This window comes from Streptomyces thermocarboxydus (assembly GCF_024760485.1).
GTDB classification, from domain to species: domain Bacteria; phylum Actinomycetota; class Actinomycetes; order Streptomycetales; family Streptomycetaceae; genus Streptomyces; species Streptomyces cellulosae.
On the sequence record NZ_CP058273.1, the window covers coordinates 2,116,193 to 2,142,392 of the forward strand.

Annotated in this window: 24 protein-coding genes; 18 read left to right on the plus strand and 6 right to left on the minus strand. The window is 71.8% G+C overall.

Annotation, left to right across the window (positions count from 1 at the left end; genetic code table 11):
- Nucleotides 1-56: 56 nt before the first annotated feature.
- The 3 genes from AY578_RS09885 (at nt 57) to AY578_RS09895 (ending at nt 3,318) form a co-directional block, all read left to right on the plus strand.
- Entirely contained in the window at nt 57-524 is a 468-nt protein-coding gene (locus tag AY578_RS09885; RefSeq protein WP_136239371.1) for a GNAT family N-acetyltransferase, read from the plus strand.
- 18 nt (nt 525-542) lie between these two features.
- Nucleotides 543-1,364 (plus strand): serine hydrolase domain-containing protein, encoded by an 822-nt coding sequence (locus AY578_RS09890; RefSeq protein ID WP_258902274.1) that lies wholly within the window; start codon nt 543-545, stop codon nt 1,362-1,364.
- 379 nt (nt 1,365-1,743) lie between these two features.
- Nucleotides 1,744-3,318 (plus strand): S8 family serine peptidase, encoded by a 1,575-nt coding sequence (locus AY578_RS09895; protein WP_136239369.1) that lies wholly within the window; start codon nt 1,744-1,746, stop codon nt 3,316-3,318.
- Nucleotides 3,319-3,488: 170 nt separating this feature from the next.
- On the opposite strand, the gene AY578_RS09900 is transcribed toward AY578_RS09895, so the two are convergent.
- Together AY578_RS09900 and AY578_RS09905 are read right to left on the minus strand one after the other, a co-directional pair.
- Nucleotides 3,489-4,235 (minus strand): dienelactone hydrolase family protein, encoded by a 747-nt coding sequence (locus tag AY578_RS09900; RefSeq protein WP_136239368.1) that lies wholly within the window; start codon nt 4,233-4,235, stop codon nt 3,489-3,491.
- 144 nt (nt 4,236-4,379) lie between these two features.
- On the minus strand, nt 4,380-5,036 hold the full coding sequence (locus AY578_RS09905; protein ID WP_086020104.1) for a pirin family protein: 657 nt from the start codon (nt 5,034-5,036) through the stop codon (nt 4,380-4,382).
- Between the two features lie 141 nt (nt 5,037-5,177).
- Here AY578_RS09905 and fasR point away from each other — a divergent pair, with 141 nt between their 5' ends.
- The 5 genes from fasR to AY578_RS09930 all read left to right on the plus strand — a co-directional run bounded on the left by fasR (nt 5,178) and on the right by AY578_RS09930 (nt 10,143).
- The gene (fasR, locus tag AY578_RS09910) at nt 5,178-6,383 is read left to right on the plus strand and encodes a fatty acid biosynthesis transcriptional regulator FasR (RefSeq protein ID WP_019522532.1); all 1,206 of its coding nucleotides are present in this window, start codon (nt 5,178-5,180) and stop codon (nt 6,381-6,383) included.
- Nucleotides 6,384-6,472: 89 nt separating this feature from the next.
- Nucleotides 6,473-7,387 carry an ACP S-malonyltransferase gene (locus AY578_RS09915; RefSeq protein WP_136239366.1) on the plus strand — a complete coding sequence of 305 codons (915 nt, stop codon included), beginning with the start codon at nt 6,473-6,475 and terminating at the stop codon, nt 7,385-7,387.
- A 22-nt stretch (nt 7,388-7,409) separates the two neighbouring features.
- A complete protein-coding gene (locus AY578_RS09920) occupies nt 7,410-8,438 on the plus strand; it encodes a ketoacyl-ACP synthase III (protein WP_136239365.1) in 1,029 nt (342 codons plus the stop codon).
- 80 nt (nt 8,439-8,518) lie between these two features.
- Entirely contained in the window at nt 8,519-8,767 is a 249-nt protein-coding gene (locus AY578_RS09925) for an acyl carrier protein (RefSeq protein ID WP_004931691.1), read from the plus strand.
- A 104-nt stretch (nt 8,768-8,871) separates the two neighbouring features.
- Nucleotides 8,872-10,143: a beta-ketoacyl-[acyl-carrier-protein] synthase family protein gene (locus tag AY578_RS09930; RefSeq protein ID WP_026243460.1), complete on the plus strand. Its 1,272-nt coding sequence runs from the start codon at nt 8,872-8,874 to the stop codon at nt 10,141-10,143.
- A gap of 178 nt (nt 10,144-10,321) precedes the next feature.
- Here the strand turns inward: AY578_RS09930 and AY578_RS09935 are convergent, their stop codons facing one another.
- A complete protein-coding gene (locus tag AY578_RS09935; RefSeq protein WP_006134787.1) occupies nt 10,322-10,816 on the minus strand; it encodes a DUF3145 domain-containing protein in 495 nt (164 codons plus the stop codon).
- A 274-nt stretch (nt 10,817-11,090) separates the two neighbouring features.
- Here AY578_RS09935 and AY578_RS09940 point away from each other — a divergent pair, with 274 nt between their 5' ends.
- The 3 genes from AY578_RS09940 (at nt 11,091) to AY578_RS09950 (ending at nt 14,553) form a co-directional block, all read left to right on the plus strand.
- Nucleotides 11,091-11,990 (plus strand): SGNH/GDSL hydrolase family protein, encoded by a 900-nt coding sequence (locus tag AY578_RS09940; RefSeq protein ID WP_210634200.1) that lies wholly within the window; start codon nt 11,091-11,093, stop codon nt 11,988-11,990.
- A gap of 15 nt (nt 11,991-12,005) precedes the next feature.
- Nucleotides 12,006-12,977: an aldose epimerase family protein gene (locus AY578_RS09945; RefSeq protein ID WP_028959734.1), complete on the plus strand. Its 972-nt coding sequence runs from the start codon at nt 12,006-12,008 to the stop codon at nt 12,975-12,977.
- Between the two features lie 325 nt (nt 12,978-13,302).
- A complete protein-coding gene (locus AY578_RS09950) occupies nt 13,303-14,553 on the plus strand; it encodes a pyroglutamyl-peptidase I (RefSeq protein ID WP_136239362.1) in 1,251 nt (416 codons plus the stop codon).
- 61 nt (nt 14,554-14,614) lie between these two features.
- Here the strand turns inward: AY578_RS09950 and AY578_RS09955 are convergent, their stop codons facing one another.
- Nucleotides 14,615-15,406, minus strand: a complete 792-nt coding sequence (locus AY578_RS09955) for an EI24 domain-containing protein (protein WP_028959732.1) — start codon at nt 15,404-15,406, stop codon at nt 14,615-14,617.
- Between the two features lie 169 nt (nt 15,407-15,575).
- Nucleotides 15,576-16,598, minus strand: coding sequence for an NADP-dependent oxidoreductase (locus AY578_RS09960; protein WP_019522541.1), 1,023 nt, complete (start codon nt 16,596-16,598; stop codon nt 15,576-15,578).
- Between the two features lie 91 nt (nt 16,599-16,689).
- Between AY578_RS09960 and AY578_RS09965 the strand changes: the two genes are divergently transcribed.
- On the plus strand, nt 16,690-17,139 hold the full coding sequence (locus AY578_RS09965) for a MarR family winged helix-turn-helix transcriptional regulator (RefSeq protein WP_028959731.1): 450 nt from the start codon (nt 16,690-16,692) through the stop codon (nt 17,137-17,139).
- 503 nt (nt 17,140-17,642) lie between these two features.
- On the opposite strand, the gene AY578_RS09970 is transcribed toward AY578_RS09965, so the two are convergent.
- On the minus strand, nt 17,643-18,446 hold the full coding sequence (locus tag AY578_RS09970; protein WP_258902275.1) for an SCO2400 family protein: 804 nt from the start codon (nt 18,444-18,446) through the stop codon (nt 17,643-17,645).
- A gap of 239 nt (nt 18,447-18,685) precedes the next feature.
- Between AY578_RS09970 and AY578_RS09975 the strand changes: the two genes are divergently transcribed.
- The 6 genes from AY578_RS09975 to mmsB all read left to right on the plus strand — a co-directional run bounded on the left by AY578_RS09975 (nt 18,686) and on the right by mmsB (nt 26,147).
- Nucleotides 18,686-19,852, plus strand: coding sequence for a mandelate racemase/muconate lactonizing enzyme family protein (locus tag AY578_RS09975; RefSeq protein WP_161107832.1), 1,167 nt, complete (start codon nt 18,686-18,688; stop codon nt 19,850-19,852).
- Nucleotides 19,849-20,853, plus strand: coding sequence for a zinc-dependent alcohol dehydrogenase (locus tag AY578_RS09980; RefSeq protein WP_215049006.1), 1,005 nt, complete (start codon nt 19,849-19,851; stop codon nt 20,851-20,853). Before AY578_RS09975 ends, AY578_RS09980 begins: the two co-directional genes overlap by 4 nt.
- A 206-nt stretch (nt 20,854-21,059) precedes the next feature.
- On the plus strand, nt 21,060-22,028 hold the full coding sequence (locus AY578_RS09985) for a glycosyltransferase family protein (protein WP_019522546.1): 969 nt from the start codon (nt 21,060-21,062) through the stop codon (nt 22,026-22,028).
- Nucleotides 22,029-22,210: 182 nt separating this feature from the next.
- A complete protein-coding gene (gene chvE, locus AY578_RS09990; protein WP_019522547.1) occupies nt 22,211-23,323 on the plus strand; it encodes a multiple monosaccharide ABC transporter substrate-binding protein in 1,113 nt (370 codons plus the stop codon).
- Between the two features lie 32 nt (nt 23,324-23,355).
- Nucleotides 23,356-24,906: a multiple monosaccharide ABC transporter ATP-binding protein gene (gene mmsA, locus AY578_RS09995; protein ID WP_136239356.1), complete on the plus strand. Its 1,551-nt coding sequence runs from the start codon at nt 23,356-23,358 to the stop codon at nt 24,904-24,906.
- Complete coding sequence (gene mmsB / locus AY578_RS10000; protein ID WP_019522549.1) at nt 24,903-26,147, plus strand: multiple monosaccharide ABC transporter permease; 1,245 nt, start codon at nt 24,903-24,905, stop codon at nt 26,145-26,147. Before mmsA ends, mmsB begins: the two co-directional genes overlap by 4 nt.
- The last annotated feature ends 53 nt before the right edge of the window (nt 26,148-26,200 follow it).

Here is a 26,200-nt window from a genome sequence, read left to right on the forward strand (position 1 = left end):
GCGGCGCCGGTGAGAAACGGGCGGACGTGTCGGGACGCTCCGACTACCGTGCGGGCATGAGCCTTGTACGCCGGGCGACGCCCGAGGACGCGCAGGAAGTGCTGCGTCTGCGCCAGGTGATGATCGACTCGATGGCCCGCTCCGACCCGTCCACCGCGTGGCACGCGGCGTCCCTGCCGGTGCTGCGCGAGCGGCTCGCCAAGGACGACTCCTTCGCCGCGTTCGTCGTGGACCACCCGGAGCGGCCCGGCGCCCTCGCGGCGCTGGTGGCCGGGACGCTGGACTACCGGATCGGCGGGGCGCGGAACCCGCGCGGGACCGACGGCCACGTCTTCAGCGTCGCCACCGACCCGGACGCCCGCCGCCGTGGCTACGCGCGCGCCTGCGTGGAGGCGCTGCTGGAGTGGTTCCGCGAGCGGGGCGCCGGGCGGGTGCGGCTGACCGCGAGCGCGGAGGCGGAGCCGCTGTACCGGTCGCTGGGGTTCACGCCCAAGCCGGACCCTTTGCTGGAGCTCATGCTGTGAGCGCTTAGGCTCGTCGGCATGTCGCTGAAGAGCCTCGCGTCGATCGAGAACTGGCCGGTTCCCACCGCTGCGGCGGGGGTGGTACGGGCCGACGGCGCCGTCCTGGGCACGCACGGACCGTCCGGGCACCGCTTCCCGCTGGCCTCGGTCACCAAGCCGCTGGCCGCGTACGCGGTGCTCGTGGCGTACGAGGAGGGCGCGGTCGAGCTGGACGAGCCGGCGGGCCCCGAGGGCTCGACGGTGCGGCATCTGCTCGCGCACACCTCGGGTCTGGCGTTCGACGAGCGCCGGGTGACCTCCGCGCCCGGCGAGCGGCGGCTGTACTCCAACGCCGGGTTCGAGCAGCTCGGCGACCATGTGGAGAAGGCGACGGAGATCCCGTTCGCCGAGTATCTGCGGCAGGCGGTGCTCGAGCCGCTGGGGATGACGTCCACCTCGCTGGAGGGCTCCCCCGCCAAGGACGGCGTGTCCACGGTGGAGGACCTGCTGCGGTTCGCCGCCGAGGTGCAGGCGCCGCGGCTGCTGGACCCGCGGACGGTGGCCGCCGCGATGACCGTGCAGTACCCGGGCACGAAGGGCGTGCTGCCGGGCTACGGCCACCAGAACCCCAACGACTGGGGGCTCGGCTTCGAGATCCGGGACGCCAAGGCGCCGCACTGGACGGGCGCCTCGTCCTCGCCGCGCACCTTCGGGCACTTCGGCCAGTCGGGCACGTTCCTGTGGATCGACCCGGACGCGGGCGCGGCCTGCGTGGCGCTCACCGACCGGGCGTTCGGACCCTGGGCCGTCGAGGCGTGGCCGCCGTTCACCGACGCGGTGCTGGCGGAACTGCGCGGCTGATCGCCGCCGTTCGCCGCCGGCGGTCCCGCCCCGCCCCTCCCGTCTCGGTATACGGAACGCCTCACCGTCGCCCGTCCCACGCCGTGACTGTGATGGTGATCATGTTTACGCAGCGTATGTGTGCCAGTTGATGACCTTGTGTCACCACGGCTTTGTGGCACCGACGTTAACGAGCGGCTGAACCCCTTGTGCAATCCGCGTAGACAGATCAATCTTTCGCCTGGCGACAGGACATGCGGAGCGCGGCCACAGCGTCCGTGTTTGGCATGTTCCTGACATTCGTGTGTCCCGGTGATCCGGTACGGACGTACGCCGTGCGGCGCCTCACCCCCAAGAGGCGTCACCCCCACACTCCCCACCTGTCGAGGAGAAACCTCAGATGGCAGTGAAGCGAAACGCCAAGCACAGATCGATCGTCGGCGTCGGCGCGGTCGCCGCGGCGGCTCTCACGGGCGGTCTGTTCACCGCCCCCGCCGCGTACTCCGCGGAATCCCCCAAGGGGACGATCGCCTACGCGGACGCGCCGAACGCGGTCGAGGGCAGCTACATCGTCACCCTGAAGTCCGGCACCAAGGCCACCACCGCCCAGGGCAAGGGCGTGGCCAAGAAGCACGGCGCGGACGTCGAGCACATCTTCCGCGAGGCCGTCAACGGCTACACCGTGGAGGCCACCGAGGCGGAGGCCGCCGAGCTGGCCGCCGACCCCTCGGTCGCGCTCGTCGAGCAGAACCGCACCTTCACCATCCAGGCCACGCAGACCAACCCGCCGTCCTGGGGCCTGGACCGCATCGACCAGACCGCGCTGCCGCTGAGCGGGTCGTACACCTACGACGACACCGCCGGCCAGGGCGTCACCGCGTACATCATCGACACCGGTGTGCGCATCTCCCACAGCGACTTCGGCGGCCGCGCCCGCAACGGCTACGACGCGGTCGACGGCGACAACGTCGCCCAGGACGGCAACGGCCACGGCACCCACGTCGCCGGCACCGTCGCGGGCACCTCGTACGGCGTCGCCAAGAAGGCGAGCATCGTCGGCGTGCGCGTGCTGGACAACAACGGCTCCGGCACCACCGCCGGCGTGATCGAGGGCGTCGACTGGGTCGCCGCCAACGCGGTCCTCCCGGCCGTCGCCAACATGTCGCTCGGCGGCGGCGCCAGCACCACGCTGGACAACGCGGTGCGCAACGCCATCGCGGCCGGCGTCACCTTCGCCGTGGCCGCGGGCAACGAGTCGACGACCGCGACCGGTTCGCCGGCCCGGGTGGCCGAGGCGATCACCGTCGGCGCGACCACGTCGACCGACGCCCGCGCCAGCTACTCGAACTACGGCTCGAACCTGGACATCTTCGCGCCGGGCTCGTCCATCACGTCGGCCTGGAACACCAGCGACAGCGCCACCAACACCATCTCCGGCACCTCGATGGCCACCCCGCACGTCGCCGGCGCCGCCGCGCTGTACCTCGCGGACCACCCGTCGGCCACCCCGTCGCAGGTCGCCTCCGCGCTGATAGCCAACTCGGTCTCCGGCGCCGTCACCAGCCCCGGCACCGGCTCCCCGAACCGTCTGCTCCACGTCGGCGGCAACGGCGGCACCACCCCGCCCGCCGGCAAGACGTTCACCAGCTCGACGCGGTACACGATCAGCGACTACACGACGGTCGAGTCCCCCATCACCGTCACCGGCGTCTCGGGCAACGCCCCGTCGGCCCTCCAGGTCCCGGTGAACATCGTCCACACCTACATCGGTGACCTGACGGTCTCCCTGGTGGCCCCCGACGGCTCGGTCTACACCCTGAAGTCCTCCGGCACCGGCGGCTCCACGGACAACATCAACACCACGTACACCGTGAACGCCTCCTCGGAGACGGCCAACGGCACGTGGAAGCTCCGCGTCACCGACAGCTACGGCGGCGACACGGGCTACATCAGCAGCTGGGGCCTGACCTTCTGAGGCGCCCCTGAGCTCCGCCGAACCTCCTCCGCCCCGGCACGGATCCACCGCGCCGGGGCGGAGCGCCGCACCGACCCGGCGGGCCGCCTCCAGGACGCGGCCCGCCACAAGCTCAACGACCCGGACCTGCGCCCGAGGGAAGCGGCGTGGCTGCGCCGGGTCGTCGACGGTCAGGGCTGGTTCCGGCCGAGATGCCGGCGGAAGAAGCTCACGGTGCTGTCCAGTTCGAAGGCCGGGAGCTCGCCGTGTCTGCCGGGGTTGGCGTGGAGGGTCTTCTCCGGTGAGGCCAGGGCGTCGTACAGGGCCAGGCTCTGTTCCCTGGGCACCCGTTCGTCGTCCCACTGGACCAGGAACCGCACCGGGACGGTGATCCGGGCGGCGGCCTCCGCCGTGGCCTGCGCGCCGCCCAGGCCCAACACCGCCGCGCCCACACGGGGTTCGGCGGCGACGAACGGAACGCCGAGACCACAGCCCAGCGAGACGCCCCAGTAGCCCACCGGACCGGCGCCCACGTGGCCGAGCTCCTGCACCGCGTCCAGCACCGCCCGCCACTCCGGCACGGTCCGGCGGGCCACCAGTGCCTGGAACCCGGCGATCAGCGGCGCCAGTTCCTCGCCCGCCTCCACGCGGGCCTGGTTCTCGGCGGCGAGGCGGTCGTACTCCTCGACCTTCGGCCGGTCGCCGTGGGCGGGGACGTCCACGCACACGGCGGCGTGGCCGCACTCGGTCACCAGGCGGTGGGCGAGCGTCGAGACCTCGGGGTCCTTCTTGTGCCGGCCGCCGCCGTGGCCCAGGAGGACGAGGGGACGGGGCGTGGTGCCGGCGTCGGCCGGTGTCCACAGGACGCCGGGGATCTCGCCGAGGGTGAAGAGCTGTTCGCGGACGCCGTCGGACGACGTGTCGGAGAGGAAACGCATGGGGATGCGGCCTTTCGCAGAGCCTCTGCGGGCGCTCCCTAGGCCATGCGAGGGAGGGAGGCCCGACCTGTCGAAGCGTTGATCGGTCTCACCTCCTCGGATCGCAGTGCTGCACGGCGGCTGGAACGTACCACGGTGCGCGGCTCAGAACCCCGACATCTCCCACATGAGGACCTCCGCCTCCTCCTCCGCCACCGCCTCCGCGTCCTTCTCGTCCGTGAGGCGGGCCGCGTCGCCGGGCTTCAGTCGCTCGCCGTCGAGGCGGATCGTGCCGCGGGTGACATGGACGTAGACGTAGGGCGCCGCGGGGACCGCCGTGCGTCCGCCGGGGGACAGGCGGCGGACGTGGAGCATCGCGCCGGCCTCCGGGAGGGCGTAGGGGGTGGAGTCGGCTATGCCGCGGACGACCTCGTAGCGGGGTTCGCCGCCCGGCTTGAGGGGGGCCAGCCACATCTGGAGGAAGGTCAGCGGGACGCGGGCCGCGTTGCGCTCGACGTGGCGGACGCCCGACGCCGCGCTGAGGCGCTGGACGTCGCCGGGGCGGATCACCGTCTCGTTGCCCTTCGAGTCGCGGTGGGTCAGCTCACCGGAGATCACCCACGTGACGATCTCGGTGTGGCTGTGCGGGTGCTCGTCGAAGCCTGCGCCCGGGCCCAGACGCTCCTCGTTGCAGGCGATCACCGCGCCGAAGCGCAGGTTGTCCGGGTCGTAGTGGGGGCCGAAGGACAGGGCGTGCCACGACTCGATGCCCGCCGCCGGGTCTCCGCCCCTGTAGCGCTCGCTCGCTCGCCTGACGTCCATCACGCCCTCCACGGTAGGCCCTCAGGGAGGGGGCGGGGACGGCGCACGGCGGGGGCACCGGAGCCCGGACACGGGGCACAGGACCGGGGACGGGCGCGACCCGGGGCACGGCCCGCCGCCCGGATAAGGCAGTCTTGTCCCGTGCCCGAACCCGAAACCAGTACCCCCGGACCCGCCGCACGCCCCGCCCATCCGCACTCCGCGACGCTGAAGCGGCTGGAGCAGTCGTCCGGCTCGCTCGCCGCCCAGGCCATCGCGCGGATGGACGAGACGCTGCCCTGGTACCGGGCCATGCCGCCGGAGAACCGTTCCTGGATCGGCCTGGTCGCCCAGGCGGGCATCGCCGCCTTCACCGAGTGGTTCCGGCACCCCGACACCCCGCAGGCGATCTCCACCGACGTCTTCGGCACCGCGCCGCGCGAGCTGACCCGGGCCATCACGCTGCGGCAGACCGTGGAGATGGTGCGGACCACGATCGAGGTGATGGAGACCGCCATCGACGAGGTGGCGGCCCCCGGCGACGAGAGCGTGCTGCGCGAGGCGCTCCTCGTCTACGCGCGGGAGATCGCCTTCGCCACCGCCCAGGTGTACGCCCAGGCCGCCGAGGCACGCGGCGCCTGGGACGCGCGCCTGGAGTCGCTGGTGGTGAACGCCGTGCTCAGCGGCGAGGCCGACGAGGGCGCCGTCTCACGGGCCGCCGCGCTCGGCTGGAACTCCCCCGAGCATGTGTGCGTGGTGCTGGGCACCGCCCCCGACGGGGACTCCGAGCTGACCGTGGAGGCGATCCGGCGGGCCGCCCGGCACGCCAAGCTCCAGGTGCTCACCGGCGTCCTCGGCGACCGTCTCGTCGTCATCGCGGGCGGCAGCGACAACCCGCTGGCCGTCGCGAAGTCCCTGATCGGCCCGTACGCGGCCGGCCCCGTCGTCGCCGGACCCGTGGTGCCGGACCTGCTGGCCGCGACCCGGTCCGCGCAGGCCGCCGCCGCGGGACTCAAGGCGTGTTCCGCCTGGCAGGACGCCCCGCGCCCGGTGCTGGCGGACGATCTGCTGCCGGAGCGCGCGATCGCCGGCGACCCCTCGGCGCGCGAGCAGTTGGTGGAGGAGATCTACAGACCGCTCGAGGAGGCCGGCGCGGCGCTGCTCGAGACGCTCAGCGTGTATCTCGAGCAGGCGAGCAGCCTCGAAGGCGCGGCGCGGATGTTGTTCGTTCACCCCAACACCGTTCGTTACCGGCTTCGACGTGTGACAGACGTCACCGGCTGGTCACCCTCCGATGTACGCTCTGCGTTCACCCTGCGGATCGCGCTGATCCTGGGGCGTCTGGCCGATGGTGATCTCCAGACCTAGTCTTTTGTCGGGGGTCGACAAAACCCCCTCCGGTTCTTCGTCCTTGTCCCCACGGGCGGCCGCGCCCGTACGCAAGAGAGAGTGTGAGAGTGCTCGTACTCGTCGCTCCCGGCCAGGGCTCCCAGACGCCCGGCTTCCTGACCGAATGGCTCGAACTCCCCGGTGCCGCCGACCGCGTCGCCGCGTGGTCGGACGCCATCGGACTCGACCTCGCCCACTACGGCACCAAGGCCGACGCGGAGGAGATCCGCGACACGGCCGTCGCGCAGCCGCTGCTGGTCGCGGCCGGGCTGCTGTCCGCCTCGGCACTGGGTGACATCAACCCCGGCGCGGTCGCCGGCCACAGCGTCGGCGAGATCACCGCCGCCGCCCTCTCCGGCGTCCTCGACGACGCCGCCGCCCTCTCCCTGGTCCGCAAGCGGGGTCTGGCCATGGCCGACGCCGCCGCGATCACCGAGACCGGCATGGCGGCGCTGCTCGGCGGCGACCCGGAGGTGACCGTCCCGCACCTGGAGAAGCTGGGCCTCACCCCGGCGAACATCAACGGCGGCGGCCAGATCGTCGCCGCCGGCACCATGGAGCAGCTCGCCGCGCTGGAGGCCGACAAGCCCGAGGGCGTCCGCCGGGTCGTCCCGCTCAAGGTCGCCGGCGCCTTCCACACCCACCACATGGGCCCCGCGGTCGACACGCTGGCGGAGGCCGCCAAGGCCCTCGCCCCGGCCGACCCGAAGGTCGCCTACGTGTCCAACAAGGACGGCAAGGCGGTCGCGTCCGGCGCCGAGGTGCTGGAGCGCCTGGTGGGCCAGGTCGCCAACCCGGTCCGCTGGGACCTGTGCATGGAGACCTTCAAGGAGCTCGGCGTCACGGCCCTCCTGGAGCTGTGCCCCGGTGGCACCCTGACCGGCCTGGCCAAGCGTGCCCTCCCCGGCGTCAAGACGCTGGCCCTGAAGACCCCCGCCGACCTCGACGCGGCCCGCGAGCTCGTCGCCGAGCACACCGCCTGACGCCCTTAAGGAGCCGACCCGCATGGCGAAGATCAAGCCCAGCAAGGGCGCCCCGTACGCGCGCATCCTCGGCGTGGGCGGCTACCGTCCCACCCGGGTCGTGCCGAACGAGGTGATCCTCGAGACGATCGACTCGTCCGACGAGTGGATCCGCTCGCGCTCCGGGATCGAGACCCGGCACTGGGCCTCCCCGGAGGAGACCGTCGCCGCGATGTCGGTCGAGGCGTCCGGCAAGGCGATCGCTGACGCCGGCATCGACGCCTCGCAGATCGGCGCCGTCGTCGTGTCGACCGTGTCGCACTTCGCGCAGACCCCGGCCATCGCGACCGAGATCGCCGACAAGCTCGGCACGGCCAAGGCCGCCGCCTTCGACATCTCCGCCGGCTGCGCGGGCTTCGGCTACGGCCTGACCCTCGCCAAGGGCATGATCGTCGAGGGATCCGCCGAGTACGTCCTGGTCATCGGCGTGGAGCGGCTGAGCGACCTCACCGACCTGGAGGACCGCGCGACGGCCTTCCTGTTCGGCGACGGCGCGGGCGCCGTGGTCGTCGGCCCCTCGCAGGAGCCGGCCATCGGCCCGACCGTGTGGGGCTCCGAGGGCGACAAGGCCGAAACGATCAAGCAGACCTACTCGTGGGACCGTTTCGGCGGCGACCTCGCGGAACTTCCCCGCGACGGCAAGGGCGACCTGAAGCTCCCCGCGATCACCCAGGAAGGCCAGGCGGTGTTCCGCTGGGCCGTGTTCGAGATGGCGAAGGTCGCCCAGCAGGCGCTGGACGCGGCCGGGATCAGCGCGGACGACCTGGACGTCTTCATCCCGCACCAGGCCAACGTGCGGATCATCGACTCGATGGTGAAGACCCTCAAACTGCCGGAGCACGTCACGGTCGCCCGTGACATCCGCACCACCGGCAACACCTCGGCCGCCTCGATCCCGCTCGCGATGGAGCGGCTCCTGGCGACCGGCGAGGCGAAGAGCGGCGACACCGCGCTCGTCATCGGCTTCGGGGCGGGTCTCGTGTACGCCGCGACTGTCGTTACCCTCCCCTAGGCACTCCGTGCCGGATCATGCATTCGGTACAGGAGGAAACACCGCCACACCCTCTGGAATCACAACGAAGGAGCGCCACCATGGCCGCCACTCAGGAAGAGATCGTCGCCGGTCTCGCGGAGATCGTGAACGAGATCGCCGGCATCCCGGTTGAGGACGTCCAGCTGGACAAGTCCTTCACCGACGACCTGGACGTCGACTCGCTGTCCATGGTCGAGGTCGTCGTCGCCGCCGAAGAGCGCTTCGACGTCAAGATCCCGGACGACGACGTCAAGAACCTCAAGACCGTCGGCGACGCGACCGACTACATCCTCAAGCACCAGGCCTGAGCACGCGCGGGGCGTGAGCCCCGCCAGGGCCGGGAGCATCCCGGCCCCGCCACCCGGCGGTGGCGCCGTACGCATCCTCGTCAATCGTTGGAGAAAGAATTCCGATGAGCTCGACCAATCGCACCGTGGTCGTCACCGGTATCGGCGCAACCACACCGCTGGGTGGCGACGCGGCCTCTACTTGGGAGGGCCTCGTCGCCGGACGTTCCGGCGTGAAGCCCCTGGAGCAGGAGTGGGCCGCCGACCAGGCGGTCCGTATCGCGGCCTCGGCGGCCGTGGAGCCCACCGAGGTCATCCCCCGGCCGCAGGCCCGCCGCCTGGACCGCTCGGCGCAGTTCGCGCTGATCGCGGCCAAGGAGGCGTGGGCCGACGCCGGGTTCGAGGCCAAGGCCGGCGAGGACCCGAACGTCGACCCCGACCGTCTTGGCGCCGTCATCGCCTCCGGCATCGGCGGCGTGACGACCCTGCTGGACCAGTACGACGTGCTGAAGGAGAAGGGCGTCCGCCGCGTCTCCCCGCACACCGTCCCCATGCTGATGCCGAACGGCCCGTCCGCGAACGTCGGACTGGCCGTGGGCGCCCGCGCGGGCGTGCACACCCCGGTGTCCGCGTGCGCCTCGGGCGCGGAGGCCATCGGCTACGCCATCGAGATGATCCGCACCGGGCGCGCCGACGTGGTCGTCGCAGGCGGTACGGAGGCGGCGATCCACCCGCTGCCGATCGCCGCGTTCGGCAACATGATGGCGATGTCCAAGAACAACGACGACCCGCAGGGCGCCTCGCGCCCCTACGACGTCGCCCGGGACGGCTTCGTCATGGGCGAGGGCGCGGGCGTGATCGTCCTGGAGTCCGCCGAGCACGCCGCCGCGCGCGGCGCCCGCGTCTACGCGGAGGCGGTCGGCCAGGGCATCTCGGCCGACTCGCACGACATCGTGCAGCCGGAGCCGGAGGGGCGGGGCATCTCGCACGCCCTGCAGAACCTGATGGACCGCACGGACCTGGACCCGGCGGAGATCGTGCACGTCAACGCGCACGCGACGTCGACGCCCGCCGGTGACATCGCCGAACTCAAGGCGCTGCGGAAGGTGTTCGGGGACGACGCGGACCACATGGCGGTGTCCGCGACGAAGTCGATGACCGGTCATCTGCTGGGCGGCGCGGGCGGCGTGGAGTCGGTCGCCACCGTGCTGGCGCTGTACCACCGGGTGGCTCCGCCGACGATCAACGTGGAGAACCTGGACCCCGAGGCCGAGGCGAACGCGGACGTCGTCCGTGGTGAGGCGCGGAAGCTGCCCGTGGACGGGCGGATCGCCGCGTTGAACGACTCGTTCGGGTTCGGGGGGCACAACGTGGTGCTGGCGTTCCGGACTGTCTGATCCGCCCTCGGGCGGTTCTTGGAAGGGGTTCACCTCTGGGAGGTGGGCCCCTTTCCCGTCGTGGGGGCTTGTCGCGCAGTTCCCCGCGCCCCTGAGAGGTGCGTGCCCGGCTGCGGGTTCGTGGGAGTTGAGCGCGCTGTTCCCCGCCCCCCTTTGGGCGCGTCCCTGCGAGGCGTCCCTAGACGACCTGGTGGAGCCAGCGGACCGGGGCGCCCTCTCCGGCGTAGCGGAAGGGTTCCAGCTCGTCGTCCCAGGGCTTGCCGAGGAGCTTGGCGATCTCCGACTCCAGGTCGGTGTCCTCCGTGCGGGAGCGGACCAGCGCGGCGCGCAGGCGGTCCTCCGGGATGAGGATGTCGCCGTGGATGCCGGTGACGGCGTGGAAGATGCCGAGGTCGGGGGTGCAGCTGTAGCGCTCGCCCTCGGCGGTGGGGCACGGCTCGGAGGTGACCTCGAAGCGCAGCATCTGCCAGCCGCGCAGCGCGGAGGCGAGCTTGGAGGCGGTGCCGGCCTGGCCCTGCCAGGAGAACTCGGAGCGCCAGGTGCCGGGGGCGGCCGGCTGGCGGATCCAGTCCAGGCTGACACGCGTGCCGAGCACCCCGGCGACGGCCCACTCGACGTGCGGGCACAGCGCGCGCGGCGCGGAGTGCACGTACAGAACTCCACGAGTCGTCACCGGAACCTCCGGGCTGAGCGGGTCGTCTTCGATCGGGCGGTGCGGTCACGGCCCGGCGGGCCGCGTTGAGGGCGAGGCTACCGTGCGACGGGGCAAGGAGTGTGACGTACCGTCCGTCCCGGTGACGGGAAAGTCGTGCCTTTCACCCGGCAGGACGTCTGTGCGGGCGCCGGAGTTCATTCCGGACGGGCCCCTCGGAGAAGCGGGAACTCCCGTGCGTTGTTATGGGTTGGGGGACGGCACGGACGGGACGGGACGCTCGGGGAGGCGGCGGATGGCACAGGCGACGCGGAGGCGGGGACGCCGTGCGCGGGCCGTGCTCGCCGCGGTGGCGGCCCTCGCGTTCGGCGTGGCGGGCTGCGACGCGGGCGGCGGGGAGAAGCCCGGTGCGGCCGTCTCGACGTCGCCTTCTCCCAGGCCGACGCCGCTGTGGGACACCCGCCCGGACTCGGTGGCCGCGGTGGGCGACTCCATCACCCGGGGGTTCGACGCGTGCGCGGTGCTGACGGACTGTCCGGAGGTGTCGTGGGCGACGGGTGACAGCGAGCAGGTCGGCAGTCTGGCGGTACGGCTGCTGGGGCGGGCCGGGGCGGCCGGGCGGAGCTGGAACTACGCGGCGACCGGCGCCCGGATGGAGGACCTGCCGGGGCAGATGGCGCGCGCGGTGAAGCGGAAGCCGGAGCTGGTGGCGGTGATGGTGGGGGCGAACGACGCCTGCCGGGAGAGCGTGGCCGCGATGACGCCGGTGGAGGAGTTCCGCGCCGACTTCGAGGCGGCGATGCGCACTCTGCGCGAGACGCTGCCGAAGACACAGGTGTACGTGGCGAGCGTGCCGGACCTGAAGCGGCTGTGGTCGCAGGGGCGGACCAGCGCGCTGGGCAAGCAGATCTGGAAGCTGGGGATCTGCCCGTCGATGCTGGGCGACGCGGACGCGACGGACACGGCGGCGACCGAGCGGCGGGCGGCGGTCCAGCAGCGGGTGGAGGACTACAACGAGGTACTGGGCGAGGTGTGCGCGAAGGACCGCCGCTGCCGCACCGACGGCGGCGAGGTGTACGCGTACCGGTTCGGCACCGCGCAGCTGAGCCGCTGGGACTGGTTCCACCCGAGCGTGGAGGGGCAGGCCGAGCTGGCCGAGATCGCGTACCGGGCGGTCACGGCGCCGGGGCCGTGACCTATTGTTTCGCACATGAACGAACTCATCGGCACACTTTCCGACGGCACGCCGGTGCACCGCTGGACCCTGGAGCGGGCGGGCGTACGGGTACGGATCCTGTCGTACGGCGGGATCGTGCAGGACGTCGAGGTGCCGGACCGGGACGGGCGGGCCGGGAACGTGGTGCTGGGGTTCGACGGCCTGGACGGCTATCTCGCGCACCCGGAGCCCTTCCTGGGCGCCCTGATCGGCCGGTACGCCAACCGGATCGGGGGCGCCCGCTTCACCCTGGACGGTGTGGAACACGTCCTCACGGCGAGCGAGGGGCCGCATTCGCTGCACGGCGGTGAGCGGGGCTTCGACAAGCGCGTCTGGGACGTCACCGAGGTGGCGGACGGCCTGCGGCTGTCGCTGGTCGCCGAGGACGGCGAGGAGGGCTTCCCGGGCCGGCTGGAGGTCACGGTGACCTACACGCTGGACGAGCGGGGCGCGCTGCACATCGCGTACGAGGCGGTGACGGACGCCGCGACGCATGTGAACCTGACGAACCACACGTACTGGAACCTGGCCGGTTCGGGCCCCGCGGGCGGGCACGAGCTGCGGGTGGCCGCGTCCCGGTGGACGACGTCCGATGCGGATCTGATCCCGGACGGCGGGCTCGCGGACGTCTCCGGCACCCGCTACGACTTCCGTGAGGCGCGCAAGGCGGGCGGCGGCTACGACGACAACTTCGTGCTGGACAAGGGGGTGACGGCGACGCCCGAGGAGGTGGCGGAGCTGTACGACCCCGCGTCGGGCCGGGTGCTGACGGTGGCCACCACGGAGCCGGGCATCCAGGTGTACACGGCGGACCACATCGGGGAGCCGTTCGAGCCGGGCGCGGGCATCGCGCTGGAGACGCAGCACTTCCCGGACTCGCCGAACCGTCCGGAGTTCCCGAGCACGGTGCTGCGGCCGGGCGAGGTGTTCCGGTCGGAGACGGTGTACGGCTTCTCGGTGCGGTAGCGGGTTCTCGGCGGCAGCGGGCGGGACCGGGGCCCCGGACTCCACGGCCCCGGACACACATGAGCCCCGGTCCGGGGTCAGGGTCCCGGGCCGGGGCTGTACATGGGGTACCCCGCCGGACCCCGACGTTAACCGCTCACCTGCCCGGGCGGCCGGGGATCCGGGTCACGGGAGGAATCCCGTACGAACCCTTCACATTCGGCCACGGGGTGGTCCCGCGCCGGTCGGACGGTGTCCTTCGCACCGTGGTGTGATCCACCCCGGTCACGCGATACTGCGGGCTTCCGGCATCCATCCGTACCCCACGACGACGGAAGGCCCCTCTGTGATCTCACCCCGTGTGCGCATCGGTGTGCTCGGTCTGGCCCTGCTGACCGCCCTGTCCTCCCCCGCCACCGCCACCGCCGCGGAACCGGCGGCCCCCGGTTCCGCGGCCCCGCCCACCGTCGAGGAGCTGCGCCTCGACAAGGCCGCGCCGCAGGAGATACTCCGGCGCTCCGGCTTCGACACGGCCGCGCCCGCCTTCGCCCGCGCCCTGGACCGCGCCCGCTCCTACGCGGAGGCGAAGCGGGTCGTGGAGCGGGAGGGTTCCGCGCTGTGGCGCAGAGCCGTGGACCGTGTGCAGGGCCGGGGCCCGGCGGGCGGCGACCTGAGCCGGGACGACGACCGGCCGCTGTACTGGGCGCGGCTCGGCATGACGCGTGAACTGCGCGGCTGGGAGCCCCGGTTCGGGCTCGACACGGAACGGCGGGCGCGGCTGATCGACGCGCTGGAGCAGACCTCGCGCGGGCAGACCACGATCCGGTATCCGCACGGCAAGGGCCTGAAGCGGGTGCTGGTGACCGGCTTCGACCCGTTCACGCTGGACCGGGACATCCGCATCTCCAACCCGTCGGGCGCGGTCGCGCTGGCCCTGGACGGCACGGTGATCGAGACGGCGAGCGGCCCGGCGCGGGTCGAGACGGCCGTGTTCCCGGTGCGCTGGCGGGACTTCACCGACGGCGCGGTGGAGCGGGCGCTGCGGCCGCACCTGCCCGAGGTCGACCTGTTCACCACGGTGAGCCAGGGCCGGGTGGGCCGTATCGACGTCGAGCGCACCAACGGCGCGTGGCGGGGCGGCTTCGGGGACAACGAGAACACCGGACGGCCGGAGATCGCCCCGGTGTCCGACCCGGCCTCGCAGCCGCAGTGGACGTCGACGACGCTGCCGTACGCGGCGGTCACGGCGGCGGACACCGGGCGGTTCCCGGTGTACGACAACACGAGCGTGACGGAGATCCCGGCGGGCGGCACGGAGCCCGTCGTACGGCCGGAGGGGCCGACGCCGGGCTCGACGGCGCGTGCCGGGGGCGGCGGCGACTACCTGTCCAACGAGATCGCCTACCGGGCGACGCTGCTGCGGGACCGGCTGGGGCTGCACGACACGCTGCCGGGCGGGCATGTGCACACGCCGGTGCTGGAGTTCGGGGCGGGCAACACGACGGAGGTGACCGACCCGCAGTTCGTGCGGAATCGGCTGGACATCGTCGCGCAGATGCGGGCGATCGTGGGTGTGGCGGTGGGGGCGGGCGACTGACGTCGGCCGGCTTTTTCGGGGGCTTCGCCCCCGGACCCCCTTCGCGCAGTTTCCCGCGCCCCTAAAGGGCGTTTGCGTCCTGCTGGTCCTTGGCGGCGCCGTCCTGCGTCTCCTCGCCCATCAGGTCGCGGGCCATGAGGGTGGCGCCCGCCACCGCGCCGGGCATCAGGAAGACCGCGACGAACGGCACGAGGAACGCCAGCGCGAGGGGGGTGCCGAAGCCCCAGACGAGGGTCTTGCGGGAGCGGAGCAGCGTCAGCCGCTCCCGCACCTCGACGCCGCGCCGCTGGAGGGCGACGGCGGTCAGCTCCTCGGTGAGGAAGAAGCCGGTGACGAAGAAGCCGATCACCGGCACCACGGTCTGTCCGGCGACCGGGATGAACCCGAGCGCGAACAGCAGCACCGCCCACACGGTGGCCCGCGCGAGGATGCGCAGGCTGTCGCGGGCGGAGATCCACAGCTCCCGCCACAGCGGCAGGTCCGACTCGGGCGCGGTGCCGTCGGGCGAGACGTCCCGGTCGACCCTCTCGGAGAGGCTCTCGTAGAAGGGCTGCCCGACGAGCAGGGTCGTCGCGGTGAAGGTGAGCACGCACAGCAGCAGCGCGAGCGCGAACAGCACGGCGGTGAGAAAGCCGCGGAAGAGGCCCGCCCAGGGGTCGGCCCAGTCGTCGGCGAACGGCGTCGCCCAGCCGATCAGGTCGGAGCCCCACAGGGCGAGGGCGACCAGGGCGGCCGCGTACAGCACCAGGGTGATCAGGCCGGGCAGCAGTCCGAAGCCGTACTGTCTGCCGTGCCGGCCGACCCACCGCTGGCCCTTCAGCAAGTACCGGAAACCCACCCCGAGATCGCGCATGGGAGGACTGTAGCGGGACTCCCGGCGGGGGCACGGGCGAGGGCCGCACCCCACGTCCAAGGGTGCGGCCCTCGGGTACGCAACGACACGGACGGGCGGGCGTCACGGCTCGAGCGGCCCCGTGTCCGCCGGGTCCGTGACAGCCGCCGCGTCGGTGCGTCGGCCGTCGTCAGAGCTTGACGATCATCTTTCCGGTGTTGTCGCCGCGCAGGACGCCGAGGAAGGCGTCCAGGTTGTTCTCGATGCCCTCGACGACGGTCTCGCGGTACTTCAGCTCGCCGGAGCGGATCCAGGCGCCGACCTCCTCCACGAACTGCGGCTGCAGGTCGTAGTGGTCGCCGACGAGGAAGCCCTCGATGCGGCCGCGGGTCTGGATGAGGCGGGCGAGGTTCTTCGGGCCGGGCGCGGGCTCGGTGTTGTTGTAGACGGAGATCGCGCCGCAGATGGCGATGCGGCCGTGCAGGTTGAGGGAGCCGATGGCCGCCTCCAGGTGGTCGCCGCCCACGTTGTCGAAGTACACGTCGACGCCGTCGGGGGCGGCGGCGCGCAGCTGCTCGCCGACGGGGCCGTTCTTGTAGTTGAACGCGGCGTCGAAGCCGTACTCCTCGGTGAGGAGCTTGACCTTCTCGTCGGAGCCGGCGGAGCCGATCACCCGGGAGGCGCCCTTGAGCCTGGCGATCTGGCCGACCTGGCTGCCGACGGCGCCGGCCGCGCCGGACACGAAGACGGAGTCGCCCTCCTTGAAGGCGGCGGTGCGCAGCAGGCCCGCGTAGGCGGTGAGGCCGGGCATGCCGAGGACGCCCAGGTACGCCGACAGGGGCGCGGCCTGCGGGTCCACCTTGACAGCGGTCTTCGCGTCCACGACGGCGTACTCACGCCAGCCGTGGAAGTGCAGCACGTGGTCGCCGACGGAGATCCCCTCGGCGTTGGACGCGACGACCTCGCCGACGGCGCCGCCCTGCATGGCCTTGCCCAGCTCGTACGGGGCGACGTAGGACTTGGCGGCGCTCATGCGGCCGCGCATGTACGGGTCGACGGAGAGGTACTCGTTGCGCACCAGCACCTGACCCTCGCCCGGGGTGCGGACCTCCGCCTCGACCAGCGCGAAGTTCTCCGGCTCGGGCCAGCCGACGGGGCGGCTCACCAGGTGCCACTCGCGGGCGGTGGCGGGGGGCGTGGGGGTGTCGGTCATGTGGAGCACCTTTCCTCAAATACTTCAGCACCTGAAACAACCATGCGGCTGAATATTTCAGGATGTCAAGCACACGGGTACCCTGGTGGGCATGGCCACACCCCGTTCCGCGCCCAGCCGACCCGACGATCTCACCCTGGAGGTCGTCGAGCTGATCGGCGCGGTCGTGGCGCGCTACCACGAGGAGTACGAGGAGGCCGCCGCCGAGCACGCGCTGACCGGCGCGCAGGCGCGGCTGCTGAGCCTGCTCAGCCTGGAGCCGCTGCCGATGCGGAGGCTGGCGCAGCGGCTGAAGTGCGAGCCGTCGAACGTCACGGGCATCGTGGACCGGCTGGAGGCCCGCGGCCTGGTGGAGCGCCGCCCGGACCCGGCGGACCGGCGCGTGAAGCTGGCGGCGGCGACGGACCAGGGGCGACGGGTGGCGCGCGGCCTCCAGGAGTCCCTGCGGTTCGCCCGCGAGCCGCTGGCAGGACTGTCCGACCCGGAGCGGGTCGCTCTGCGGGACGCGTTGCGGAGGATGCTGGGGGTGGAGGGCGGCTAGGTCCCGTCCCGTGCTCCTCTGCGGCGCTGTCGGTGCCGCGTACCAGCGATCCCGGTCACGGCCGTCGCGGGGACGGCTGACCGGATTTCAGGAGCTGCTGACGCCATGGGGCGCCTGCGGGTGGGTCGTGGTTAGTCGCGCAGTTCCCCGCGCCCCTGTCGGGCGCTGCCGTTCGTTGTCCGGTGCGGGTGGGTGGGGGTTGCTCGCGCAGTTCCCCGCGCCCCTTAAGGGGCGCTGCCGTTCCTTGTCCGGTGCGGGTGCGTGGGGGTTGCTCGCGCAGTTCCCCGCGCCCCTTAAGGGGCGCTGACCGTTCCTTGTCCGGTGCGGGTGCGTGGGGGTTGCTCGCGCCGTTCCTCGCGCCCCTGGCGGGGCGCGTTCGCCGCGGCGTCCTCAGGGGCGCGGGGAACTGCGCGAGCGGCCACCGGCGGCCCGCAGGCGCCGAGACCTGACCTGCCGCCCCGTACCGGGCGCGCCGCTTCCGGCGAGCGGGCGTGGCCCAGAACTCACGTGCACCACCACAAGAACCGCTTGCACGTCTTCGTCGGTTCCGGCTCCGGCTCCGGGTCCTCCGTCGTCGGGTCCGGGTCCGGGGCGTCCGTCTCCGGGGGGTTCTCCGGAGGCTGTTCCTGGGTCGGGTCGCCGGCCGTGGGGGCGTCGGCGGGGGCCGACGACGACGTCGCCGACGCCGACTCCTCGTCCGCCTTCTCCGACTCCTCGTCCTCCGGGGAGGACGCGGAGGCCGAGACGGAGCCCGACGCGCCGGGGCGGGGAGACTCCCCCGGCTTCCCCGGCCCGCCCGGGTTCGACGCGCTTCCGCTCGCCGACTCGCCGGGCTCGACCGCGTCCGAGCCCCCGTCGACCGACTCGTCGCCCGCGACGGCGGGACGCGTATCGGAGCCGGGCGCGTCCAGGCCCAGTTCCGCGAGGCTCAGTCCGCCGGTCGCGAGGACGAAACCGGCGACGATCAGCAGGGTGCGGTTGCGCCGGCGACGGTGGGCGGCCGCCTTGCGGTCCCGGCGGCTCTGTCCGGCGCCGGCGTCCTCGTCACTCTCCGCGCGCCTGCCCCGGCGCCGGTCCGCGCGCCGGCCGCGGGGCGGGGCGTCCGCCGGCTCCTCGTCGGGGTCGGGGTCCTCGTCGGCCCCCCGGTGGGCACCGGTGTCGTACCCGTCACCCCCGTCCGCCCCCACGGGCGCGCTCCCCTCGGGCGCGGCGGCCTGCTGGGCGCGCAGCGTCTCGACGGGCGTGCCGCAACCAGGGCAGGCCAGGGCGCCGTTGAGGTGCCGTCGGCACGGGTGGCAAAAGTCCATGACGCGGGAAGGTTAGGTTCCGGTCCGGTGCGGTTCCTAGACCTTCCTGTGAAGGTTTGGTGCGAACCCTCACGCAATGGTTTCGAAACCGGAGAAACCCTTATGTGCGCGACCCATTGACACCCCCGCCGCGCCCTCCTTACTGTCTCGCCAGCATTTCGAACGTGTGACGAAATATCGAACGTGTCGAACCGCCGCATCCGATGCCAGTCCACCACCGCAGCGAGGGGTCAACTGCCGTGCGCATCACCGGAATCAGCACACACGTGGTCGGGACGCCGTGGCGCAACCTGACGTACGTCCAGGTGCACACCGACGAGGGGATCACCGGGGTCGGGGAGACCAGGATGCTCGGCCACACCGACGCCCTCCTGGGCTACCTGAAGGAGGCCGAGGCCAACCACATTCTCGGCTCCGACCCGTTCGCCGTCGAGGACCTGGTCCGCAGGATGAAGTACGGCGACTACGGCCGCGCGGGCGAGATCGTGATGTCCGGCATCGCGGTCGTGGAGATGGCCTGCTGGGACATCAAGGGCAAGGCCCTCGGGGTTCCGGTGTGGCAGCTGCTCGGCGGCAAGGTCACCGACAAGGTGAAGGCGTACGCCAACGGCTGGTACACCACCGAGCGCACCCCGGAGGCGTACCACAAGGCGGCGCAGGCGGTGATGGAGCGCGGATACCGGGCGCTGAAGATCGACCCGTTCGGCACGGGTCACTTCGAACTCGACCACAAGGAGACCCTGTACGCCGTCTCCCTGATCGAGGCGGTGCGGGACGCGATCGGTCCCGAGGCGGAGCTGATGCTGGAGATGCACGGCCGCTTCTCCCCCGCGACCGCCGTCCGTCTCGCGCACGAGCTGGCGCCGTTCCGGCCGGCGTGGCTGGAGGAGCCGGTGCCGCCGGAGAATCTGAAGGCGCTGGAGAAGGTCGCCGCGAAGGTGGACGTTCCGGTGGCGACCGGTGAGCGCATCCACGACCGCATCGAGTTCCGCGAGCTGTTCGAGAGCCAGGCGGCCGACATCATCCAGCCCGACGTCGGCCACATCGGCGGCATCTGGGAGACCCGCAAGCTCGCGGCGACCGCCGAGACCCACTACACGCTGGTCGCCCCGCACAACGTCGGCGGCCCGGTGCTCACCGCCGCGTCCCTCCAGGTCGGCTTCACCACCCCGAACTTCAAGGTCCTGGAGCACTTCAACGACTTCGCGGACGCGGAGATCAAGAAGGTGGTCAAGGGCGCGCCCGTGGTGGACCCGGAGGACGGCTGCTTCCACCTCTCCCACGCGCCCGGTCTCGGCGTCGAGCTGGACGTGGACGCGGCCGCCGAATTCCCGCAGCAGCAGGCCCGGTTCGACCTGTGGGCCGAGGGCTGGGAGCAGCGCAAGCCGAAGGGGACGGGACAGTGAGCAGCGCCGTCGTCGTCGAGGCGCCCGGCGTCCACCGTCTGGATCCGCACGAGCCTCACGAGCCCGGCCCCGGGGAGGCGCTGGTGCGCGTCCACGCGGCCGGCATCTGCGGCAGCGACCGCGAGGTCTACCAGGGCAACAGGCCCGAGGGATACGTCCGTTACCCGCTCATCCCGGGCCACGAGTGGTCCGGCACCGTCGCCGCCGTGGGGGACGGGGCGCCCGCGGGCCTGGTCGGGCGCAAGGTGGTCGGCGAGGGCTTCCGCAACTGCCAGGTGTGCGACCGCTGTCACGCGGGCGAGACCACGCTGTGCACGGCGGGCTACGAGGAGACCGGCTTCACCCGGCCCGGCGCGATGGCGCCCACGCTGACCCTGCCCGCCCGGCTGCTGCACCCCCTGCCGGACGACGCCGACCTCACCGCCGCCGCCCTGCTGGAGCCGGCCGCGTGCATCGCCGCCGCCGCGCTGAAGGCGCGCGCGGTGCCCGGCGAGCGGGTCGCGGTGGTCGGGACCGGCACGCTGGGGATGTTCGCGGTGCAGTTCCTGAAGGCCGCCTCGCCCGCCGAGCTGCTGGTGGTGGGCACCCGGGACGACCGGGAGGCGCTGTCGCGGCGGTTCGGGGCCACGGACTTCCGTACCAAGGACCGGCCGCTCCCGGACGACGTGGACGTGGTGATCGAGACGGCGGGGTCCGCCGACGCGGCCCGTACCGCGGCCGGACTGCTCCGGCGCGGCGGCCGCCTGGTGCTCACCGGCATCCCGGCGCCGGGCGCGGACGGGCTGGACCCGACCGACCTGGTGGTGCGGCAGCTGGAGGTGCACACCGTGTTCGGCGCACCGCCGGACGCCTGGGCGCACACGGTGCGGATGTTCGGCGCCGGGCTGCTCGACCCGCTGCCGCTGGTCACCCATGAACTGCCGCTCGCCGCGTTCCCGGACGCCATCGAGCTGGTGGGGTCCGGCGACCCCAAGGTGGGCAAGGTCCTGCTGCGTCCCTGACCCGCCGCGTCCCCGAGTCCGCGCCGGTACGAGGACGAGCCGACGGCCCTCGTACCGGCGCGCCCCACCTGAACAGCGCACCCCCTGAACGGCCACCCCCGCTGAACGGCACCCCCGCTCCGACAACCCGTACCGCCCCGGACCCGGCCGGCCCCTGCCGCGGACCGCGAACCTCGTCCGATATATCGAACACCGAAGGACACCCCGTGACCGACGCTTCCGCCACGGCGCCCCGCAGGCCCGGTGAGCAGGCGCTCACCGCGCTCGGACTGGGCGCGCCCGCCCTCGACCCCGCCGACGCCTCGCCGCACTCCTTCCCCGGCGGCGGCCGCTGGCGCACCGAGGTCCCCTCGTGCGAGGGGCCCGAGGCGCTGGCCGTGGTGCTGAAGGAGGCCTCCCGCCTCGACGTGCCGGTGCACCGGATCAGCCAGGGCAGCGGCGTGTGGATGCTGACCGACGCCGAGATCACCGAGATGGTCGAGGCGACCGCCGAACGGGACATCGAGCTGTGCCTGTTCACCGGCCCGCGCGGCACCTGGGACATCGGCGGCTCCACCCGTACCGACTCGCACGGCGCGGGCCTGCGCGCCCGGGGTCACGACGCGGTGGCCGGCTGCGTCGAGGACGCGGTGCGCGCCACCGAACTGGGCGTGAAGTGCCTGCTGGTGGCAGACGAGGGCGTGCTGTGGACGCTGCACCGGGCGCGGGCGGCGGGCATCCTCCCGGCGGACACCACGCTGAAGGTGTCGGCGCTCGTGGGGCCGGTCAACCCGGCCTCGTTCGCGGTGCACGAGCAGCTCGGCGCGGACTCCATCAACGTGCCCAGCGATCTGACGCTCGCCCATCTCACGGAGATCCGGCGGGTGTCGGCCGCCCCGATGGACATGTACATCGAGGCCCCCGACGACCTGGGCGGTTATGTGCGGATGTACGAGGTGGCCGAGCTGATCCGGCGCGGCGCCCCGGTGTACCTGAAGTTCGGTCTGGCCAAGGCTCCCGGCATCTACCCGTACGGCCACCACCTGCGGGAGGTCGCGCTGTCCACGGCGAAGGAGCGCGTGCGGCGCGGCCGGCTGGCGCTGGACCTGCTGGCGCGGCACGGCGCAGACGGCGGTATGGCGCCGCTCGGTTCACGTCTGCCGGGCGACCTGCGCAGGTTCGACATCCCGTCATAACGTTCCGGAAACTCAGCTTCACACAACTGGACACAGCCGCGCACAATCCCACACACCCGCTGCCGGGCCCCGGGAGCGACGTCCCCCCGGCCGCACAGCCCGTCACCACTTCGCACACGGCACCACCGACTCGCCCGAGTCGTCCGCCCGCTCAACTCGCCCGACGATCAAGGAAGATCATCATGCGTAACCGCAGAGCCGCATTCGCCGCCACGGCCACCGCCGTCGCCCTCGCCCTCTCCCTGACCGCCTGCGGCCAGAACAGCGAGGGCGGCAGCGAGGAGAAGAAGGGAGGCCCCGAGGGGGCCACCATCGGCATCGCGATGCCGACCAAGTCCTCCGAGCGCTGGATCGCCGACGGCGACAATGTCGTCAAGAACCTGAAGGCCAAGGGCTACAAGACCAAGCTGGTGTTCGGCGAGGACGAGCCGGACCAGCAGGTCTCCCAGATCGAGAACATGATCACCCAGGGCGTGGACGCCCTGATCGTGGCGGCCATCGACAACAAGTCGCTGAACAACGTGCTCCAGCAGGCCGCCGACGCCGACATCCCGGTGATCTCCTACGACCGTCTGATCCTCGGCACCGAGAACGTCGACTACTACGCCTCCTTCGACAACGAGAAGGTCGGCGAGCTGCAGGGCACCTACATCGCCGAGCAGCTCGGCCTCGCGGACGGCAGTGAGAAGGGGCCGTTCAACATCGAGCTGTTCGCCGGCTCCAACGACGACAACAACACCCGCTACTTCTTCCAGGGCGCGATGAACGTGCTGCAGCCCTACATCGACAAGAAGCAGCTCGTCGTGCGGTCCGGCCAGACGGAGCTGACCCAGGTCACCACGCTGCGCTGGGACGGCGCCACCGCGCAGCGCCGCATGGACGACATCCTCACCAAGTCGTACAAGAGCGAGACCGTCGACGCGGTGCTGTCGCCCTACGACGGCATCTCCATCGGCATCCTGTCCGCGCTGAAGTCGGACGGCTACGGCACCAAGAGCAAGCCGCTGCCCGTCATCACCGGCCAGGACGCCGAGGTCGCCTCGGTGAAGTCGATCATCGCGGGCGAGCAGTCGATGACCGTCTACAAGGACCTCAGGAAGCTGGCGAAGGTGGCCTCCGACATGGTGGACGCCCTGCTCAACGACAAGAAGCCCGAGGTCAACGACACCAAGACGTACGACAACGGCTCGAAGGTGGTGCCGGCGTACCTGCTGGAGCCGGTCGCCGTGAACAAGGACAACTACAAGAAGGCCCTCGTCGACTCCGGCTACTACAAGGAAAGCGACCTCAAGTAACCGCCGGACCACACGGATTGGAAGGCACGACCATGGCGGGACCCGTCCTGGAAATGCGCTCGATCGTCAAGACCTTTCCCGGCGTCAAGGCGCTGTCGGACGTCAACCTGACCGTCCGTCAGGGCGAGGTCCACGCTGTCTGCGGGGAGAACGGCGCCGGCAAGTCGACCCTGATGAAGGTGCTGTCCGGCGTCCATCCGCACGGCACCTACGAGGGCGAGATCCTCTTCGAGGGGGAGGTCTGCCGCTTCAAGGACATCCGGGCGAGCGAGCAGCGCGGCATCGTCATCATCCACCAGGAGCTGGCGCTGGTGCCGTTCCTGTCCCTCGCGGAGAACATCTTCCTCGGCAACGAGCACGCGCGGCGCGGCTTCATCGACTGGAACGAGACCCTGCGGCACGCCACCGAGGTGCTGCGCCGGGTGGGGCTCGACGACCACCCGGAGACCCGGGTCGCCGACATCGGCGTCGGCAAGCAGCAGCTGGTGGAGATCGCCAAGGCGCTGTCGAAGAAGGTGAAGCTGCTGATCCTCGACGAGCCGACCGCGGCGCTGAACGACGAGGACAGCGGCAAGCTCCTGGACCTGATCCTGGAGCTGAAGAAGCAGGGCATCACCTCGATCGTCATCTCGCACAAGCTCAACGAGATCCGCCGGGTCGCCGACAAGGTGACCATCCTGCGCGACGGGCGGACCATCGAGACGCTCGACGTGAAGGCGCCGGAGACCACCGAGGACCGGATCATCAGCGGCATGGTCGGCCGGGACCTGGAGCACCGCTTCCCGGAGCGCACCCCGCACGAGCCGGAGGAGGGCACCGCGCCCGCCCTGGAGATCCGCGGCTGGACCGTGCACCACCCCATCGACCAGTACCGCAAGGTGGTCGACGACGTGTCGCTGCACGTGCGGCGCGGGGAGATCGTCGGCATCGCCGGGCTGATGGGAGCCGGCCGCACGGAGCTGGCGATGAGCGTCTTCGGCCGCTCCTACGGCCGGTACACGGGCGGCACGGTCCTCAAGGACGGCGCGGAGATCCGTACGAAGTCGGTCGCCGAGGCGGTGCGGCACGGCATCGCGTACGTCACCGAGGACCGCAAGCACTACGGGCTCAACCTCATCGACACCATCAACCGGAACATCTCGCTGAGCGCGCTCGGCAAGGTGGCGCGGGCCGGTGTGGTCGACGAGCACGAGGAGCGGAGGGTCGCCGAGTCGTTCCGCACCTCGATGAACATCAAGGCGCCGACCGTGTTCGAGCCGGTGGGCAAGCTGTCGGGCGGCAACCAGCAGAAGGTCGTCCTCAGCAAGTGGATCTTCACGGGCCCGGACGTGCTGATCCTGGACGAGCCCACCCGCGGCATCGACGTGGGCGCCAAGTACGAGATCTACACGGTCATCGACCGGCTGGCCGCCGAGGGCAAGGCGGTGGTCTTCATCTCCTCCGAGCTGCCGGAGCTGCTCGGCATGTGCGACCGCATCTACACCATGGCCGCCGGACGGCTGACCGGGGAGTTCTCGCGGTCCGAGGCCTCGCAGGAATCGCTGATGCGCCAGATGACGAAGGACAAAGAGGTAACCCGATGAGCACGGATGTGACCGCCAAGACGCCGGCCCCGGCGCCGTCCGGGAAGGGAGGCGGGGCCACGGACGGCGGGCTGTGGGGGCTGGTCGTGCAGGGCATGCGCCGCAACATGCGGCAGTACGGCATGCTGATCGCCCTGGGCCTGATCGTGGCGCTGTTCGCGGTGTGGACCGACGGCGACCTGCTGCTGCCGCGCAACGTCTCCAACCTGGTGCTGCAGAACAGCCACATCCTGATCCTCGCGATCGGCATGATGCTGGTCATCATCGCCGGCCACATCGACCTGTCGGTGGGGTCGCTGACCGCGTTCGTCGGCTCGCTGGCCGCCGTGCTCATGGTCAAGAACGACATGCCCTGGCCGCTGGCCGTGGTGCTGTGCCTGGCGATCGGCGCGGTCGCCGGCGCCGTGCAGGGGTTCTTCATCGCGTACGGCGGCATACCGTCGTTCATCGTGACCCTGGCGGGCATGCTGATCTTCCGCGGGCTCACGGAGATCTTCCTGGAGGGGCAGACCCTCGGCCCGTTCCCCAAGGGGGAGCAGAAGATCGGCAACGGCTTCCTGCCGGAGGTCGGCCCGGACACCAACTACCACAACCTCACGCTGCTGCTGGGCCTCGTGCTGGTCGCCGCCGTGCTGCTCCAGGAGGTGCGGGACCGCAAGCGGCAGAAGTCGTTCTCGCTGGACGTGCTGCCGCGCAACCTGTTCCTGCTGAAGCTGGTCGCGGTGACCGCGGCCATCCTCACGGTCACCCTGCTGCTCGCCAGCTACAAGGGCACCCCGGTCGTGCTGCTGATCCTGGGCGTGCTGGTGGTCGGCTACAGCTACGTGATGCGCAACACCGTCTTCGGCCGCCACATCTACGCCATCGGCGGCAACCTGCCGGCGGCCAAGCTGTCCGGTGTGAAGGACAAGAAGGTCACCTTCTCCGTCTTCCTCAACATGGGCATGCTCGCGGCCCTGGCCGGTCTGGTGGTCGCCGCCCGGCTGAACGCGGCCTCGCCGAAGGCGGGCCTCAACTTCGAACTCGAGGCGATCGCCTCGGCGTTCATCGGCGGGGCGTCCATGAGCGGCGGTGTCGGCACCGTCCTCGGCGCCATCATCGGCGGCCTGGTCCTCGGCGTGCTGAACAACGGCATGAACCTCCTCAGCGTCGGCACCGACTGGCAGCAGGTCATCAAGGGCCTCGCCCTGCTGGCCGCGGTCGGCTTCGACGTGTGGAACAAGCGCAAGGTCGGTTCGTAAGTCAGCCCGGGCCCCGCCGCGCGGCGGGGCCCCTTCCCCTCAGGGAGCCGCAC

Bases quoted from the DNA above. Each gene is read 5' to 3' on its own strand.
- AY578_RS09885 (WP_136239371.1), top strand. From the start codon at position 57: ATGAGCCTTGTACGCCGGGCGACGCCCGAGGACGCGCAGGAAGTGCTG.
- AY578_RS09890 (WP_258902274.1), top strand. From the start codon at position 543: ATGTCGCTGAAGAGCCTCGCGTCGATCGAGAACTGGCCGGTTCCCACC.
- AY578_RS09895 (WP_136239369.1), top strand. From the start codon at position 1,744: ATGGCAGTGAAGCGAAACGCCAAGCACAGATCGATCGTCGGCGTCGGC.
- AY578_RS09900 (WP_136239368.1), bottom strand. From the start codon at position 4,235: ATGCGTTTCCTCTCCGACACGTCGTCCGACGGCGTCCGCGAACAGCTC.
- AY578_RS09905 (WP_086020104.1), bottom strand. From the start codon at position 5,036: ATGGACGTCAGGCGAGCGAGCGAGCGCTACAGGGGCGGAGACCCGGCG.
- AY578_RS09920 (WP_136239365.1), top strand. From the start codon at position 7,410: ATGGCGAAGATCAAGCCCAGCAAGGGCGCCCCGTACGCGCGCATCCTC.
- AY578_RS09925 (WP_004931691.1), top strand. From the start codon at position 8,519: ATGGCCGCCACTCAGGAAGAGATCGTCGCCGGTCTCGCGGAGATCGTG.
- AY578_RS09930 (WP_026243460.1), top strand. From the start codon at position 8,872: ATGAGCTCGACCAATCGCACCGTGGTCGTCACCGGTATCGGCGCAACC.
- AY578_RS09940 (WP_210634200.1), top strand. From the start codon at position 11,091: ATGGCACAGGCGACGCGGAGGCGGGGACGCCGTGCGCGGGCCGTGCTC.
- AY578_RS09945 (WP_028959734.1), top strand. From the start codon at position 12,006: ATGAACGAACTCATCGGCACACTTTCCGACGGCACGCCGGTGCACCGC.
- AY578_RS09955 (WP_028959732.1), bottom strand. From the start codon at position 15,406: ATGCGCGATCTCGGGGTGGGTTTCCGGTACTTGCTGAAGGGCCAGCGG.
- AY578_RS09960 (WP_019522541.1), bottom strand. From the start codon at position 16,598: ATGACCGACACCCCCACGCCCCCCGCCACCGCCCGCGAGTGGCACCTG.
- AY578_RS09965 (WP_028959731.1), top strand. From the start codon at position 16,690: ATGGCCACACCCCGTTCCGCGCCCAGCCGACCCGACGATCTCACCCTG.
- AY578_RS09970 (WP_258902275.1), bottom strand. From the start codon at position 18,446: ATGGACTTTTGCCACCCGTGCCGACGGCACCTCAACGGCGCCCTGGCC.
- chvE (WP_019522547.1), top strand. From the start codon at position 22,211: ATGCGTAACCGCAGAGCCGCATTCGCCGCCACGGCCACCGCCGTCGCC.
- mmsA (WP_136239356.1), top strand. From the start codon at position 23,356: ATGGCGGGACCCGTCCTGGAAATGCGCTCGATCGTCAAGACCTTTCCC.
- mmsB (WP_019522549.1), top strand. From the start codon at position 24,903: ATGAGCACGGATGTGACCGCCAAGACGCCGGCCCCGGCGCCGTCCGGG.